The organism is Pedobacter sp. KACC 23697 (assembly GCF_045348445.1).
GTDB lineage: Bacteria > Bacteroidota > Bacteroidia > Sphingobacteriales > Sphingobacteriaceae > Pedobacter.
Window position 1 is genome coordinate 3,845,376 of sequence record NZ_CP157485.1, and the last position, 18,636, is coordinate 3,864,011.

Consider the following 18,636-nt stretch of genomic DNA (forward strand, 5'->3'; position numbering starts at 1 on the left):
TTTATCTGTTTATGATTAATCCTCTTCTTATCTAATCAGCGTAACTGTACCTTTTCTCATCGATGTTGTTCCATTGCTGAAGGTAATATCAACCATGTACACATAAACGCCGTTCGGTTGATTTACCCCTTTGAAAGTTCCATCCCATCCGTTTGCAACATTGTCTGATTGGAATATCAACTGCCCCCATTGGGTGTAAATACTCATTTTTGAACTTGATATGGTGTTACCGTAGATTAAGAATATATCGTTTTTCCCGTCGTTATTTGGTGTAAATGCATTTGGTATGTAAACCTGATCTCCAAAAGGATTGGCTGCTTTGCCGGTTGCTGAACCATTTTGACTGGTTTGGCATGCAGTCTGACCTTTAGCTCTCACCAGGATGCTTACATTTTGATCTGGTTTCAGGCCTGATACTAAGTACGTTGTTCCGGTAGATCCGCTTGTTGGGTTGACCCAGGTTAAACCATTATCTAACGAAACTTCGTATGCCGTAGCTCCTGCAACCGCAGCCCAGGCAAACGTTACGCTATTTGCTGTAGTAGTTTGTACAACTACTGTTGGCTTATCTAATACCGGCAGTACAGTTACCGTAACACCTGTTCTTGTTGCACTTGCGCAACCACCTGCTGCAATCGCTTCTACGTAATAGATTGTTGTCGCATTTAAGTTTGGTGTATTAAAGGTTATACCTTCTGCCAACACTGTTCCGCCCGAGCTTGCAGCGTACCATCTGTACACTAATCCGGCTACCGGATTATTTACCGTTAATATAGTTGAGCTACCTGCGCAAAGTGTTCCACTTGCAGCTGTTACCGATGCCGGTGCAACTGGTACAGGTAGTGAAATTACATTTACTGGTGTTCTGGATGATGATATACAAGTTCCGTTTGCGCCTTCAACATAATAAGTAACATTTGCAATAACTGCAGGTGTTGTAAAGTTAATACCTGTTCCGGCTAATGTTCCGCCTGCTGATGCGGTGTACCAATTATAGGTTACACCCGTTTGAGGATTCGTAACCGTTAATATTGCTGAACTTCCTGTACAAACGCTGACCGATGTAGCAGCTACCGTTGGTACCGATGGTTTTGTGTTAACAATAACCGTTACTTTTACACGACCACCGCTATTGTTACATCCACCTGTTCCAATTGCTAAAACATAGTAATCTGTTGTTGTGGTTAATGCTGTTACATTAAATGTTGTGCCGGTGAATAATAAGTTCCCACCAACTGCTGCATTATACCATTCGTAAGTAACACCTGCCTGTGCATTAGTTACTGTTAGTGTGGCTCCATCACCAGCGCATATACCTCCATTTGGAGCCGATACCACTGGGTTGTTAGGTGATGCATTTACCGTAATGGCTACTGCCCTTCCTGTTGCAGCGGTGTTTTCACATTTGTTATCACCTTTAACCGTTACATAATAAGTGGTGTTTGCTGTTAATGTAGGCGTATTAAATACTGCTCCGGTAAATACCACTGTATTTAAAGTAGCATCGCTATACCAGGTAAATACCGGGTTAGTAACCGTTGTGCTTGTTGCGGTTAATGCTGCTGCTGTATTGGCACAAACTGAGGTTGATCCGTTTACGGCAATATCTGCTGCTACAGCATTTGGATTAACAGTAACAGTTACTGTTTTAGCGTTTGCTGCCGTATTTTCACACTTGTTAGTTCCTTTAACAGTAACATAATAAGTTGTGGTAGCCGTTAATACCGGTGTGGTAAATATTGGTCCGGTAAAGGCTACACTGGTTAACGAAGCATCATTATACCAGGTAAATACCGGATTGGTTACGGTTGTTGAACTGGCATTGATTACTGCAGTGCCGGAACCACATACCGCTATTGGAGTCGATAGCGTAATATCAGTAGCTGTTGCGCCTGCATTTACCGTAACCGTAACCACTTTTGCATTTGCGGCAGAACTTTCACACCTGTTATCGCCTTTAACTGTCAGGTAATATTTAGTTGTTATAGTTAATATTGGTGTGTTAAATGTTGCTCCTGTGAATACAGGTATTGTTAAAGCAGCATCGCTATACCAGGTAAATACCGGATTGATTACTGTTGTAGTGCTGGCTACCAAACTTGCTGATGAACCGGCGCAGATAGTTGCATCGGCGGCTGTAACATCAGTTGCCGAAGCTACCGGGCTAACTACAACATTTACAGATTTAGCCGTTGCTGCGCTGTTTTCGCATTTATTGTCGCCTTTAACCGTTACATAGTAAGTGGTACCAGCGGTTAGTGTAGGTGTGGTAAATACTGCACCAACAAAAGCTACATCAGTTAAGGTTGCGTTGGTATACCAGGTAAATACCGGGTTAGTAACCGTTGTGCTACTTGCAGTTAGTATTGCTGAAGATCCTCCGCAAATATTTGTTGACCCATTTACAACTATATCACTTGCAACTGCTATCGGATTAACTTTAATAGTGACTACTGCTGCATTTACTGCTGTATTTTCACATTTGTTGTCTCCTTTAACAGTTACATAATAAGTGGTGGCGGTTGTTAGCACCGGTGTGGTAAATATTGGCCCGGTAAAGGCTACACTGGTTAACGAGGCATCGTTATACCAGGTAAATACCGGATTGGTAACGGTTGTTGAACTCGCATTGATTACTGCAGTACCCGATCCACATATCAATGTAGGTGTTGATAGGCTAATATCAGCAGCTGTTGCACCCTGATTAACGTTTACAGTTACCACTTTTGCGGTAATACCTGAATTTTCACATTTATTATCGCCCTTAACCGTTACGTAGTATTTAGCTGTTGCCGTTAATACCGGGGTAACAAATGATGTACCTACGTAGGCTATTGAAGTTAAAGCGACATCATTGTACCAGGTAAAGACTGGGTTGGTAACAGTTGTTGTACTTGCTACCAGCGTAGTATTAGATCCTGAACAGATGGTTGCATCAGCAGCAGTAATATCAGCAGCGGTAGCTACGGGACTAACGGTAATGGTAATTACCCTTGCAGTACCAGGCGCATTTTCACATTTATTGTCGCCTTTAACCGTTACATAATAAGTAGTAGTAGCATTTAATGGTGGTGTAGTAAATGTTGCACCAATGAAACTTACATTAGTTAAAGCCGCATCACTATACCAGGTAAATACCGGATTGGTAACGGTTGCCGAAGTTGCACTTAATACCGCCGATGATCCTGCACAAGCAGCAGTGCTTCCATTGAGAATAATATCTGTAGTGGTAGCCAATGGATTAACCGTTACAGTTACCGGTTTGGCATCTGCAGCACTATTTTCACATTTATTGCCCCCCTTAACACTTACATAATAAGTAGTGGTGGCGGTTAAACCCGTTACTGTAAAAGTTGGTCCGGTAAATACTGCATTTGTTAAGGAAGCATCACTATACCAGGTAAATACCGGTTGAGTAACCGTGGTACTCGAAGCCATTAACATTACGGTAGAACCTGAACAGATTTGCGCATTACTTACTGCAATATCAGCAGATGTGGCAAACTCTTTAACCGTTACCGTAACAACCTTGGCGTTTGCAGCTGAACTCTCACATTTATTATCCCCTTTTACAGTTACATAATAAGTGGTGGTTGCATTAAGTGCAGGTGTAGTAAAGCTAGCCCCAACATAAGCCACTGTAGTTAAATTAGCATTGCTGTACCAGGTAAATACAGGATTAATTACCGTTGTTGTTGAAGCAGATAATGCTGCTGTCGATCCCTTACAAATTGATGTAATTCCACTAATAGCAATATCTGAATCTGTGGCTGCAGGATTAACCGTAATGGTGATCGATTTTGCATTAGCCGCCGTATTCTCACATTTATTATCTCCTTTAACCGTCACATAATAAGTGGTGGTTGCACTAAGTACCGGAGTAATAAAATTGGCACCTGTAAATGCCACTGTACTTAAAGCAGCATCACTGTACCAGGTAAATACCGGATTGGTTACAGTTGTGCTGGTTGCATTTAAAGTAACTGAAGCCCCCCCACAAACGGTACTTGTTCCTGCCAGGCTAATATCAGCCGGGGTAGCCACAGGGTTTACCGTTATGGTAACCTCTTTTGCATTACCTGCTGTATTTGCGCATTTATTTGTTCCACTAACCGTAACATAGTATTTGGTGGTTGTGTTAATTGCTGGTGTATTAAATACTGCCCCAACATAGGCAACCTGTGTTAAAGCAGCATCAGTATACCAGGTAAATACCGGACTGGTTACGGTTGTACTGGTTGCTGTAAGCACTGTTGTACCAGAAGCACATAGTGATGTATTTCCGGCAATGGTTACATCAGCAGGTGATGCTGATGGATTAACCGTAATAGAAACTTTTGTACGCGTTGAGTTTGAACAACCTGTTCCACTTACCGCTTCAACATAATAATCATATGTTCCTGCAGCAAGCGACGCAGATGTGGTAAAACTACTGTTGTTGGTTACCAGCATATTTCCGGCTACCGCAGCATCGTACCAGTTATAAGTTACTCCTGCAACGGCCTGTACGCTTAAAGTAGCAGATGAGCCGATACAAGTTGTAGCAGGATTGTTAGTTGATGGAACCGGTGGTACTGGTGGCGTTAAAATGGTTACCGTTACTTTGGCTCCAGGAGTCTCGCAACCATTAGCCGTGGCGGTTACTGAATAAGTATAAGTTCCTGCAGCTAAAGCAGGGTCTGTTGTGAAAGTTGATCCGTCTTTTCCTGCCTGGTAAGTTGTGCCTAAGTACCATTTATATACTACACCTGCCTGTGGATTCTGTACACTTAAGGTTGCAGATGATCCCTGACAAGCACTTACAGTAGCTGTTGTAACGGTTGGCGTAGTGATTACCCTTTGGGCATAATCTAAATTAACAGAAGTTAATGCACCAAGAAGTCCTGAGTTTAACCTCAATTCTACACCATCAAATCTGCTGGTTGGTACGAAAGTTAATATGGCCGATGTTCCGCCTGATAATAATTGTAAGTTGATTAATGGGTTGGATACAGATACCGCATCATTATTGCTGGTTGTACCCTGGAAAGTAGTTACCGTTAAGTTAGACAATACACCTGCCGAAAGTAATGTACCAGGAGTGGTAATTTTAACTCTCAGCGTATCGCCAACATTCGATAATCCTGTAAAACCTACCTGGTGATAAACAGATGCACCTAATAAGCCCACAGGAATAACCAGGCTAGACCCTGTATTGATGTCGTTATCAACCGCGAATGTTGGATTATAAACGCCAGCCAATACTGCTACCCCTGTTACACCGCTTGCCACTGTTGTAGTTGCTGCGCCGCAAGGTGTAACTACCGGATTACCGTTAGGCACAACGGTGACAGTTACAGTAGCCCTGCTGGTTGCAGTACATCCACCAGGAATTGTCGCCTCAACATAATAAGTTGTTGTGGCGCTTAATTGTGGCGTTACATAAGTTTCGCCGGTAAACACAGGAACCACGCCATTTGCAGTAGTGTACCAGTTAATAGTTGCTCCTGCTGTACTAGAAGTTGCCTTTAACACCGCAACAGAACCTTCACTGATTGTGATCGATGGTGGTGTAATTACCGGAATATCAATCGTTCCCAATATGATTTTGGCCTCAGTTCTTGTTGATGAGCTACCACAGCTGTTTACTGCCGCAACAAAGTAACTTCTATCTGCAACAATTGATGGTGTAGTGAAGTTGTCGCCAGTAAATAAGACGGTAGCAGATGTGGCAGTATCGTACCAGTTATAGGTTGTACCTGCAATCGGATTTTTAACCTGAAGCGTAACCGAAGTATTCGGACAAGTATTAACAGATGCTGAAAGTAGATCTGGTGCTACCGGTGCCGGATTTGTAACTACATTAACCGCTGTTTTGTAACTCACACAACCAGTGGCAGAAACTGCGGCAACGTAGAATTTAGTATCGCCTGTTAGTATTGGCGTAGTGAATATGATACCATCTTTACCAGTTAAATAGGTACCTGTGGCATCGTACCATCTGTAAGTTAAACTTGCCGATGGGTTGCTTACTTCAAGCTGCGCAGTTTGACCAACACAAGCTGTAACGTTACCTGATGCTACAGTAGGTGCAACCAAAATTCGCTGTGCGTAATTTAAGTTGATTGATGTCAGGGCTCCCAATACACCTGAGTTTAACCTAACCTCTACCCCGTCGAAAACATTCGTTGGAACAAAAGTAATTAAAGCCTGGGTATTACCGCTTAATAACTGAACATTGAGCAAGTTATCATTCAATAATTTCGAATCACCATTACTATTGGCTCCCACATAAGATGTAATTGAAGCGTTTCCTAAAAGAGAAAGTGATAATAGTTTTCCTGGTGATGATACTAAAACACGTACGGTATCCCCAACTTTAGATAATGAACCAAAACCCACTCTTTGATAAACTGATGCACCAAGTGCCCCAACCGGCATCACCAATGAAGATGCGGTTTGTGTGTCATTATCAATAGCTAATGTTGGATTAAACACACCTGATAATAAAGCTACACCAGTAACGCCCCCAACTTGCGTTATTGCTGCCTCACAAGGCACAGGATTTGGAGATCCGTTTCCATCAACAGTGATGGTAATCTGAACACGGCTTGCTGAAGTACAACCGTTAGTAGAAACAGATTCCACGTAGTAAGTTGTAGTAGCCAGCAATGGTGGAGTAACATAAGTTGCGCCTACATAAACAGGTGTAGTTGAAGTATTTGAAGTATACCAGTTGAAAGTATGGGTAGGATCTGCAGAACTAGCTGTTAAAATTGCAGTTTGTCCTGCACTCACTGTTGATGAACTAGCGGTTACAGCAGGTAAAGCCGGACGTGGATTTACGGATACAGCTGCGGCTGCACGTACAGCACTTGTACAGTTTCCTTGAACAGCCTCTACATAATAAGTAGTAGCCGCTGTTAAAGCTGGTGTTGAGAATACTGCACCTGTGAAAACCAGGTTTCCGCCTACCGCAGCATCATACCATTTATAGGTTACCGAAGCATCTGGATTAGCAACAGATAAAGTTGCTGATGATCCCTCACAAACATTCGCAATGGTTGCCAACACCGGTGTTGGTAATGCTGGTGTTACCGTTACAGTTACCGGAATTCTTATGGTATTCGGACAACCAGCTTTGCTTACCTGAATATAATAAGTTGTGGTAGCTGTTAAAGCTGGAGTGGTAAATGTTTCGCCAGTGGCCAATTGTGTACCACCTGTTGCTGCATCGTACCAGGCTAATGTTGTACCGCCATTTGCCGTTGCAGTTAATGTTGCCGTACTTCCTGCACAAATAGTTTGCGCACCGGCGGTTACCGTAGGATCAGGATAAATCACAGTTGCCCCATAAATATCCAGGCTGGTTAAGACGGTAGCTAATGCACCGAAACTAACCTGTATCCTATCGTATGCGCCACCTGCCAATACAGTTGCTGCAAAACGGTTACCAGATAAAAGTCGGAGATTTAACAATCCACCATTTAATTGTGTCGTTTTTACAACCGTAGCACCATTTAATACCGTAACAGTTACGTTATTTAATAAGCCTACATCTGCCAAACCGGTAGGCAAGGCTAAATCTAAACGAATACTATCTGTAGCTGTTCCTACCGTAGGGAAAATTAATTGCTGGTAACCCGATCCACCGACACCTACTGCCAGCGATATCCTGGTAAAGTTGGTAGGATCAGCATCAGTAGAATTTCCTGCACCAGTTATACCGCATAATAAACAGATTCCGTTAATTCCGGAATTTTGCGCACTGGCCGCATTACATGCAGTACCGCCGCCATTATTTAGTACAGTAACCGTTACAGGTACGCGGCTTGCACTTTTACAACCGCTGGCATTTGTAGTTTCGACATAATAAGTGGTAGTAGCAGATAGTATTGGTGTAGTAAATGAATTACCTGCACCTACCTGTGTTCCTCCCGTAGCAGCATCATACCATTGAATGGTATTTCCGGTATCGGCCGTGGCCATTAAAGTAGTAGACTGGCCGGCATTAATTACCTGGCTGTTGGTCGTTACCGTCGCTGCAGTAGCTGCTGGGTTAACCGAAACATTAACGGCAGTTCTCTGGCTTACTGCAGTTCCGGATACTGCCTCAACATAAAATACCGTAGGAGCGTTTACCGCAGGTGTGACGAAAACACCTGTGTTATTGGTAACCAATGGTGTACTTCCGGTAGAAGCATACCAGTTATAAGTTACACCACCCTGCAAGTTACTAACGCTTAAAGTGGCTGAACTTCCGGCACAAACTGTTGCTGAAGCAACTACAGGAGCATCAACCGTTACGGTTAAGCTGTAAGCGGTTGTTGCTTTGTTTCCGTTAGCGTCTGTTGCAGTTAAAGAAATGGTAAAATTTCCACCTAAAGTTGGCGTTCCTGTAATTTCTCTTGTTGCAGTATTAAAACTTAATCCCGGAGGAAGGTTTGTGGCCAAATAAGTATATGGCGCTGTTCCACCTGTTACTGCTGGCAAAGTTTGTGTTGGGTAAGGTGTACCTACAATTCCGTTTGGTAAAGTTGCGCCTGGTAATGATAATACACCTATCACTTTAAGTGAATAATTATTACTTGCTGTTCTGCCCTCACTATCTGTTGCGGTTACACCGATCGAATAATTTCCTGCCTGTGTAGGTGTTCCGGAAATTGCTCTTGTTGTTGGATTAAAGGTTAATCCTGCCGGCAGATTGCTGGCCACATAAGTGTACGGACCAACACCGCCGGTTGCAGATGGCAAGGTTTGCGTAGCGTAAACTGTCCCTTCTGTTCCATCAGGCAAAGTAGCTGCTGGTAAAAATAGCGGATCAACTACTACGATTGTATAATTATTGGTTACTGTTTTTCCATCAGCATCGGTTACCGTTACAGGTACTGTAAAGGTTCCGGGTTGTGTGGGTGTACCGGTAATTTCTCTCGTTGCCGGGTTAAAAGCCAATCCCGGAGGAAGACCAGATGCCGCATAGGTGTAAGGTGTTGAACCACCTGTAGCAGATGGAATAGTTTGAGTAGGATAAACGGTGCCGGTAGTTCCATTGGCTAAAGTTGCTGCTGGTAAAACCAGAGGATCTGTTACTTTAAGTGTATAACTCGCAGTAATTGTATTGCCATTGGCATCTGTCACCGTAACCGGAATGGTATAGGTTCCGATCTGAGTGGGTGTGCCTGTAATTTCTCTTGTTGCAGGATTAAAAGTTAATCCCGGAGGAATACCTGTAGCAGAATAAGTGTAAGGACCTGTTCCACCGGTTGCCGCTGGAATTCCATTGGTTGTGTAAGCTGTACCTGTTACGCCATTAGGCAATGCGCCTGGCGCCAGGGTCAATGCTGGTGTTACAGTTAATGTAAATGTTGCTGTTGTATTACAACCTTTCGTATCGGTTACTACAACATCGAAGGTTGGGTTACCCGTTGCAGTTGGTGTTCCGCTTACCAGGCCACTTGCTGATAAAGTTAAACCAGCCGGCAAAGAACTTCCTGTAGCCAAGGCATAAGTATAACCTGGCGTTCCACCAGTAGCTACCGGAAGTTGTTTACTGTAAGGAGAAGCAATTGTTGCATTGGTTAAAGTGATACCTGCAAATACAATTGCCGGGTTAACCGTAATAACCACCGGAACCCTTGTTGTATTTGAACAAGTTCCTTTACTAACCTGAACATAATAAGTTGTTGTACCTGTTAATGCAGGCGTAGTGAAGTTTGCACCTGTACCCACCTGGTTTCCACCTGTTGGCGCATCAAACCAGGCTAAAGTAGTGCCTCCGTTTGCGGTTGCACTTAGTGTTGCCGTGCTGCCTGCACATATTGATTGCGCACCGGCAATAAATGTTGGGTTAGGATAAATTATTGTTGCACCATATATATCTAAACTGGTTAAAGCGGAAGCTAGGGCTCCAAAGCTTACCTGAACCCTGTCATAAGCGCCACCAGCTAAAACAGTTGCTGCAAAACGATTGCCCGATAAAAGTTGAAGACTTAATAATGCACCGTTCAATTGAACTGTTCTTACAACCGTGGCACCATTTAGTACTGTAACCGTTACATTATTTAAAAGGCCAACATCAGCTAAACCAGATGGTAAAGCTAAATCTAAACGGATACTATCTGTAGCAACACCTGTAGAAGGGAAAATTAATTGTTGATAACCTGTTGCCGCAACACCTACAGCGAGAGAAATCCTGGTGAAATTATTTGCATCAGCATCAGTAGAGTTACCGGCACCGTTTACAGCACATAATAAACAGATACCGTTAATACCCGTATTCTGACTATTTGCTGCATTACAAGCTGTTGCGCCACCGCCGTTAATTACCGTTACAGTAACCGGAACGCGGCTTGCGCTTTTACAGCCATTGCTACTTGTGGTTTCTATATAATAAGTTTTTGTTGCTGTTAAAGCTGGTGTAGTAAACGAAGTTCCTGCTCCAACCTGTGTGCCTGCTGATGGAGCATCAAACCAGGCAATGGTATTTCCGGCGTCAGCGGTAGCTGTTAAAGTGGTGGTTTGTCCAGAGTTGATTACCTGGTTATTTGTAGTTACGGTTGCTAAAGTTGCAGGTGGATTAACGGAAACGGTAACCGATGTTCTCGAACTGGTTGCCGTTCCGGAAACGGCTTCTACATAAAATACTGTAGCTGCGTTTACTGTTGGCGTTACATAAGTACCGTTATTGCCAGTTACCAATGGTGTACTTCCTGTTGATGCATACCAGTTATAAGTTACACCTGCCTGCAGGTTACTTACTGTTAAGGTAGCCGTGCTTCCGGTACATACTGTAGCTGAAGCCACAACCGGTGCATTTACCGTTACAGTTAGGGTATAAGTAGTTGTTGCCTTATTATTGTTAGCATCTGTAGCGGTTAAAGAAACATTATAAGTACCACCCTGTGTTGGTGTTCCTGTAATCTCCCGTGTAGTTGGGTTAAACGACAATCCCGGCGGAAGACTTGTTGCTGCATAGGTATATGGAGACGTTCCTCCTGTTACAGCCGGTAAAGTTTGTGGTAAGTAAGAAGCGCCAACAATCCCGTTAGGTAAAGTTTTGGTTGGTAAAGTTAAGGTACCGTTTACTTTAACAGCATAAGTGTTGCTTGCCGTTTTACCTTGACTATCGGTAACCGTAACACCAATTACATAATTGCCCGCCTGTGTTGGTGTACCGGTAACCTCTCTTGTAGCCGGATTAAACGATAAACCTGCAGGAAGATTATTACCTACATAGGTGTAAGGTCCAACACCACCGGTAGCAGCTGGCAAAGTTTGCGTAGCATAAACTGCTCCTTCTGTTCCATCTGGTAAAGTCGCAGCTGGTAACAACAACGGGTTGTTAATGTTAATGGTATAATTGGTGGTCACCGTTTTCCCATCTGCATCGGTTACGGTAACCGGTACAGTATAAGTTCCAATGGTTGTTGGCGTACCGGTAATGGCTCTGGTTGATGGATTAAAAGTTAAACCTGGAGGAAGACCTGTTGCGGCATAAGTGTAAGGCGTAGTGCCGCCGGTTGCGCCTGGAATAATCTGTGTAGTAAAAACTGTTCCGGTGGTACCATCAGCCAAAGTTGCTGCAGGTAACAATAAAGGATCAGTAATTTTTAGTGTATAATTAGAAATTAGCGTATTGCCATTTGCATCAACCACTGTAACTGGAATGGTATATATTCCAGGTTGAGTTGGCGTTCCGGTAATTTCCCTTGTTGCCGGATTAAATGTTAAACCCGGCGGAACACCTGTTGCGGCATAAGTATATGGCCCTGTACCACCGGTTGCTGCCGGAATGGTCTGTGTTGGATAAACCGTTCCGGTTAAACCATCAGGCAATGCACCAGGCGTAAGAACCAATGCAGCCGTAACTGTTAAATTATAAGTTGCAGTTGCTTTACAGCCTTTGGCATCAGTTACAACTACAGAAAAAGCATAGGTATTGGCTACGGTTGGCGTTCCGGTAATAGCACCTGATGATGATAAACTTAAACCTGTTGGCAATGTACTTCCCGAAGCCAGAGCATAAGTATAACCTGCTGTTCCGCCTGTAGCTACATCCAATTGTTTAGAATAAGCAAATCCCGGTGTGGCATTTGTTAAGGTGGTGCCGTTAAAAATAATTTGTGGATTTACCGTAATTACAACCGGTATCCTCGCCGATTCGGCCGTACAGCCTACCCTTCTGGCGGCAACATAGTAAGTTTTATTAGCGGTTAATGCCGGTGTGGTAAAAGTACCATTAAAAGCGACTGTTTGTAATGCCGTTCCGCCCTCTATTGCTTCATACCACCTCAATTCGTTGGTATTCGGAGTAGTAGCGTTCAAAGCTACCGTGCTATTGTAACATGCAGCAATTGCAGTGCTTGCTGGCGTTGGCCGACCCGCAGAGCGGATTACACCATACAAATTGATGGTTTGTGTAAGGTTTAGGGCAACAACTGATCCCAGTGTAACCTTCACCCTGTCGTACACTACGTTGGCACCTGGAGAAAAAGGTATTGATACCGGCTGTCCACTATTCAGTAAACCTAATAAGTCCAGATTTAATAAACTTGAGGCCGAACCTGTGTATACCTGGTTGCCGCCATTATAAGCCGTTATAGAAATGTTTTGTAAAAGCCCTGCAGTTAGTAATGCAGGCGAAGCGCTAAGCCTGAGGTTAATATCGTCGCCAGGATTTGATGGCGTTGCAAAATAGAAATTCTGGCTAATGGATGAACCCGCACCAAGTATCCCTAAACTCAGCTGAGAAAAATTATTTGGATCTGAATCTATTGCCCTTTCACTATTGGTTACCCCAGAACTGCCCAGCTGTAAGGCATCAAGTGTAATACCTGTTCCTTCAAAGCCTGTAGCAAATGCCTGCGCACACGGATCAGTACCAGAAGTGTAAAAAGCATAATAAACCTTGGTGTTATTGGCAACCGAAACCAGAAGTGCATTGGTAACATCTTTAATAAAAACCCTATCATAAGCCTGTGTTGGCGTTATTGCCAGGTAAAAGAAACCATTTGCATCTTTTACCAACCGCAGGTTATCTGAAGAAAATCCATCAACACTGTTCCCGCCGGTTGGGGGAACAGCCGAGGCACCATTTCTGGCCCCTACCTGGAATGAATGGTTTCCGAGAATCACGGTTCCACCTACATTGGCCAGTAAAGTACCTAAACTACCACCTAACAACCTGTTCAGCACATCGCCGTCAAAATCTATCCTGATATACGATGTTACTCCCGCAGCAACAGCAGCCGGGTATTTTAACTCCAGTTCCCCGTTATATGCCCCTATTCCAACAGCAATGCCGCCATATGAGTTAACAGTAGCGAAAGTGTTATTGTCTAAGGTTGCATTGCTTGCATTGTCTACCCTGCTTTGAGCAGATACCGTATTTGCAAAAATTTTAGTCTGCGCATACGATTTGGCGGAGAAGAGCGTTATTAGAATGATGACTGCAATAAAAGTATTGCGGATTATCCCTGTGCGGGATGAGAAAGTAAGGGTTTTCATCATATCAGGCGTTATTTTAGAAGACATACTATGTACTAATGCTACTGTATTGGTTCTATTCCTGTAGTCGCATTATATAATCATGACAAATCTAAATTTAGAATAGCTTCCTATTTTATCCATTGCTATTCATTTTTATTCATGCCCTTTCATTCATTTTATTCATACCGGTCTTTCTTGGTGAATAGATTTCTTCAATTGTTAAATTATGATGACATTAGCATTAGTCATCCTATAAGCTAACTCATGAATGCTAACGATCTCCTAATCGAACTCCGGAAGTTTGTCCTCATAAAATCTGGTTTGAGAAATATCGACCCGGCTCATTGTAAGATTATTTCTGAGTATGTATATCAGGAAACCAAAAATTATGTAAGTGAAACAACGATCAAACGATTTTTTGGCTTTGCAAACACTTTACATAAATTCTCTTTATTTACATTAAACAGCCTGTCGCAATATATAGGTTATAACGATTGGGAATCCTTCTGTAAGGACAAGGAAAGTCAGACAACCTCTGCCCAAAGTATCTGGCAGGATTTAAAGCTAAAAGCACATGCCATTACCGAAGTATCGTTAATCGCAAAAAAAAACAATTCAGGTGTTCCGTTTAATACCACCGCTAACAGAAGTTTTTTTTATCCGGACTTTGATTATTTCTTAAAAAACAATTACCAGTTTACAACGATAAGTGCCCAGCCGGGCCAAGGTAAATCGATATTGCTTGCACATATGGTAGAGTATTTTTTCTTTTCAGAAAATGCACTTTATAAAAACGATGTTGTGTTGCTGATCAACTCTACCAGTATTAACAGCATTATCCAAAATGGCGATACTTTAAAAGATTGGTTTTTAAAAGAATTTAAATTCGGGAGCCTTAGCGAGTTAATCAGTTTTTTTAAAAAAAACCCTGAAAAGAGAGAAGGCCGATTTATTATTATTGTTGATGGTATTGATGAACATTTGGCCAAAAGCGCTTTTTTTAAAATATTTATCGACCTTTTATACAGTATAGAAGAAAACAATTTTGTTAAGCTCATCTTTGGACTTCGAACAGATACCTGGATCAATCTTCAACCTGCCATTTACGGTTCTGCATCTTTAACTAAAACATGGTATACGGGCTTATTTTATGATGAGGAAACGCTAAGTAATGTGCCATCATTAAATGTTGAAGAGATACTCTATACCTTAAGCCACATAGAAAATAAAATTATCAATCGGGCAGACGTCAGTTTGCCACTTTTAAACCAGTTTAAAACACCTTTCTGGTTACAGGTTTATTTCAAGCTTAAAGATGAAAATCAACAGCTTGAGCTAAATAACCCGTTATTATGTTACGAATTAATCAGCTATTTTTTGGAAAAGCGTGTATTTCTGGCAAAAAAGAGCACCGAAAAAATATTTCTCCTTAAAAAAATAAGTGATTGCATTTCAGAAGGAAATAAGAAGTTAAGGGTGGCTAAAGAAAAAATCCTGAGCTACATTAATTGTTATCCCGATGCCTATGAAGAGCTTTTGAATGCTGGCATTATCATTGAAGAAAAAAGGTTAAGTACAACCATTCCTACAGAAATCGTCCGCTTTTTAAACGACGATATCTATACCTATTTTCTATTTATACAGATTACCGATAAATTTGATTATAAACCGGATAAACTATTTTTCGAACACATCCTAAAGAGTTTCCCCGGTCAAAATTCTAAAAGAGACCATATCCTTAACTGGTCTATCAGATTTTGTATCAACCGAAATGAAATTGCTGCCTTAAAAAGTATATTCAGGCTACCATTTTCCAACCGTGAAAAAAACAATGCTTTCGATTTTATCTGTTACGTATCAAAATATGAGCTAAGCAAAACCAATGCAAACTTCAATAAGTTGAGCATAGGTATAGATTTTATCGATATTATGGCTGCAGGGCGGACCATGAGCAACCTGTACAAAGAAACCATCAGAACCATATCGGATAATGTACTGAACGAAGACATCCAGATTATGCTGCATGTAATAGAGTGCACGGTAAACCTTATTGATGTGGATAAAGTGGCATTAACCAATACCATGCAGCTGCTGAAGAGAAATTATAAAAGGTTAAATGAACTGTTTCCGATCAACCCTTATGATTTAATCCTGTATTTCCATAACAACCTGAACAACAAGCCTAACGAGAGCAAAAGTCTTGAAGATAAAATCATAAAACTTTGCAAAGAGATCGATCAGAGCAAACCAAAGAAAAACGAAGAAATTACCTCTGCCGAAATGCTTACTTACCGACTGGTTGTGATTACCTTATTCTCTCAAAAAAATTATGCAGAATGCCATCGTTTTATTATGGCGATACTGCATAAGTATCCGAATATTTTCTACGTCAGACATTCGGTGTTTTCGCCGTTCTTATTGCTCCATTTAGGCCAAACCTACATTAAACTCAACTATTTTAAAAAAGCGCAGCGCATTATACAGTTTGTAGATAAAATCATCAGCAGCGATTACACCTATTATACCAACTTTATATTGGCTAGTTTTAATGTTTTTAAAGCAAACTTTTACAATGCCACACACCACTACGAACAAGCGCTCATAGAAACGAATATCGGTTTGGACATTACTAAAAAGAATAATTTTAAGATGTTCGAAATAGCCTTATTACTGAGTAAGATCGATACCCTGAAACATACTGAAGAATCGGAAGAAGTATCAAACGTAATTAAAGAACTGCTTAACTTTTTAACGGCTAATAAGCTTTCCATGCCCGATTATTCTAACCTTAGCAGCCACGAATTTGAACATACCTTTAAAATTTTAAAATCTTACCGCCGGCATCAAAACTTATAATAGAGATTGCGTTTTCAACTCGGTTCGTATGGATGAAATTGGTCCGAATCCTGTTGAACTCGATAAGTCAAATACATTGGCATAGATATTATTTGTTTTTGCGCAGGATCAGCTGTAAAATTAAAGGCTTTTTCCGATTTGGAGCGCAAGGCCGCTACAAATCACTAAATTTCCTCCCGTTTTCCGCTTTTACGCTTCGCTGCCTCGTCCCTCGTTGCTGCAGGGTAACCGCTTCAACCGGGGCTAGATGGATACAGCAGTATTTCCATTTGTGGGGTTGTTAGGTGCAGACTCCACGGTTCCTAAACCCGACAGCAGCGAAAATACTTTTTGTTGCAGCAACCCTGAATCAGCAAGAGAGCAGCACAAAAAGATTGAAGCGAATGGCGGGACTGCAAAATCCCAGGCACCGCTGCACGTTCATTTCCTAATCATAAAAACAATTTGATTTCGGTTGGTGAGACATCAACCGATAAGATTATGGTGGGACTGAAGTCGTCAGGAACCACAGACCTATGGTTTATAATCCCAAAAAATTATTTTTTATCTGGAGCGCACGGACTTTGCAAAACACCAAGTCTCCTCCCGTTTTCCGCTTTTACGCTTCGCTGCCTCGTCCCTCGTGGCTGCAGGGTAACCGCTTCAACCGGGGCTAGTGAACACAGCAGTATTCCATTTGTAGGGTTGTTAGGTGCAGAATCTACGGTTCCTAAACCCGACAGCAGCGAAAATACTTTTTGTTGCAGCAACCCTGAATCAGCAAGAGAGCAGCACAAAAAGATTGAAGCGAATGGCGGGACTGCAAAATCCCAGGCACCGCTGCACGTTCATTTCCTAATCATAAAAAAAAATTTGAATTGGTCCGAATCCTGTTGAACTCGATAAGTCAAATACATTGGCATAGATATTATTTGTTTTTGCGCAGGATCAGCTATAAAATTAAAGGCTTTTTCCGATTTGGAGCGCAAGGCCGCTACAAATCACTAAATTTCCTCCCGTTTTCCGCTTTTACGCTTCGCTGCCTCGTCCCTCGTTGCTGCAGGGTAACCGCTTCAACCGGGGCTAGATGGATACAGCAGTATTTCCATTTGTGGGGTTGTTAGGTGCAGACTCCACGGTTCCTAAACCCGACAGCAGCGAAAATACTTTTTGTTGCAGCAACCCTGAATCAGCAAGAGAGCAGCACAAAAAGATTGAAGCGAATGGCGGGACTAAAGCCGCCAAGAACCAAAGACCTACCGTTTCCTAATCCTAAATAGATTTTTTTATATGGGGCGCAGAGACATGGCAAAACACCAGGATCGCTCCCGTTTTCTGCTTTTCATCCTAATGCTAAAATCGATCTCTAACTTAGAGCCTGGAACCTTTTAGTCCCTCTCATGATGTTAATACTGTTATTTTATTAGATTATAAAGTTCATCCAGTTTAGGCGAAAGTACAATCTCTATCCTTCTGTTTTTACTTCTTCCATCTGCATTTGCATTTGAACCCAGGGGTTGAAATTCGCCTTTACCTGTAGCCGTCATCCTTACACTTTCTACCTTCTCGTTCTCTGTTAAATAACGCACTACAGAAGTAGCTCTTAATACACTTAAATCCCAGTTATCTTTAATCTGCCCCAGGTTATTTATTTTTTGATTATCGGTATGGCCTTCCACTGCAATGTTAATTTCGGGCTGCTGTTTTAATACATTCGCCAATTGTGTTAAAGCCTGTTTACCTTTTTCATCAATAATGATACTTCCTGATGGAAATAAGAGTTTATCGGTTAGTGAAACATATACCTTACCATTTTTAATTTCGACAGTTAAGCCGCTTTTGGTAAAGCCTAACAGGGCCTGCTGCAATTTTTCTTTGAGTGAGTTGGTGGCTTCATCGCGTTTACGCAACACCTCTTCCACTTCTTTTAAGCGTTTTTCACGGGCAGCCAAATCACCTGATAACTTGGTAATTTCGCTCGAAGAATTATTTTTAAGCTTTTTGTAATTGGCATCAACAGTATTGTAATTATTTTGCAGGTCGCGAAGCTCTTCAGCCATCAACGTGGTATCCTTTTTTAATTTTGCAACTTCTTTTTCGAGATTTTCGATTTTAATTAAACCTTCGTTAAAAGCGGTATAAAGCGAGTCTTTACTCCCCAATAAAGCTTTATACTTTTTAGGGGATAACACTACGCAAGAAGTTAGCGAAGATAAAAAGAGGAGAATAGCAAAGGCAAAAAAGGTATTTTTCATACTTAAAGTTTCAGGAGTTTAGTATTTAGTAGTAAGTATTTAGGAGCAAGTAGCCAGATTGGTAATTAGTTTTTGATGA

The 18,636-nt window shown here is 41.9% G+C and carries 5 protein-coding genes; 3 read left to right on the forward strand and 2 right to left on the reverse strand.

The genetic code is table 11. The features are described from left to right. Positions 1 to 27: 27 nt before the first annotated feature. The gene (locus ABEG20_RS15425) at positions 28 to 13,488 is read right to left on the reverse strand and encodes a putative Ig domain-containing protein (protein WP_406824180.1); all 13,461 of its coding nucleotides are present in this window, start codon (positions 13,486 to 13,488) and stop codon (positions 28 to 30) included. Between the two features lie 243 nt (positions 13,489 to 13,731). Here ABEG20_RS15425 and ABEG20_RS15430 point away from each other — a divergent pair, with 243 nt between their 5' ends. The 3 genes from ABEG20_RS15430 to ABEG20_RS15440 all read left to right on the forward strand — a co-directional run bounded on the left by ABEG20_RS15430 (position 13,732) and on the right by ABEG20_RS15440 (position 17,572). Continuing rightward, entirely contained in the window at positions 13,732 to 16,323 is a 2,592-nt protein-coding gene (locus ABEG20_RS15430; RefSeq protein WP_406824181.1) for a hypothetical protein, read from the forward strand. 247 nt (positions 16,324 to 16,570) lie between these two features. Continuing rightward, positions 16,571 to 16,771 (forward strand): hypothetical protein, encoded by a 201-nt coding sequence (locus tag ABEG20_RS15435; protein WP_406824182.1) that lies wholly within the window; start codon positions 16,571 to 16,573, stop codon positions 16,769 to 16,771. 618 nt (positions 16,772 to 17,389) lie between these two features. Next, a complete protein-coding gene (locus ABEG20_RS15440; RefSeq protein WP_406824183.1) occupies positions 17,390 to 17,572 on the forward strand; it encodes a hypothetical protein in 183 nt (60 codons plus the stop codon). A 145-nt stretch (positions 17,573 to 17,717) separates the two neighbouring features. Here ABEG20_RS15440 and ABEG20_RS15445 read toward each other — a convergent pair whose 3' ends face one another. Beyond that, entirely contained in the window at positions 17,718 to 18,557 is an 840-nt protein-coding gene (locus tag ABEG20_RS15445; RefSeq protein WP_406824184.1) for an OmpA family protein, read from the reverse strand. Positions 18,558 to 18,636: the final 79 nt, after the last annotated feature.

Excerpts from the sequence above, each read along its gene's own strand:
- ABEG20_RS15425 (WP_406824180.1), bottom strand. The coding sequence starts at position 13,488 with ATGATGAAAACCCTTACTTTCTCATCCCGCACAGGGATAATCCGCAAT.
- ABEG20_RS15430 (WP_406824181.1), top strand. The coding sequence starts at position 13,732 with ATGAATGCTAACGATCTCCTAATCGAACTCCGGAAGTTTGTCCTCATA.
- ABEG20_RS15435 (WP_406824182.1), top strand. The coding sequence starts at position 16,571 with ATGGATACAGCAGTATTTCCATTTGTGGGGTTGTTAGGTGCAGACTCC.
- ABEG20_RS15440 (WP_406824183.1), top strand. The coding sequence starts at position 17,390 with ATGGATACAGCAGTATTTCCATTTGTGGGGTTGTTAGGTGCAGACTCC.
- ABEG20_RS15445 (WP_406824184.1), bottom strand. The coding sequence starts at position 18,557 with ATGAAAAATACCTTTTTTGCCTTTGCTATTCTCCTCTTTTTATCTTCG.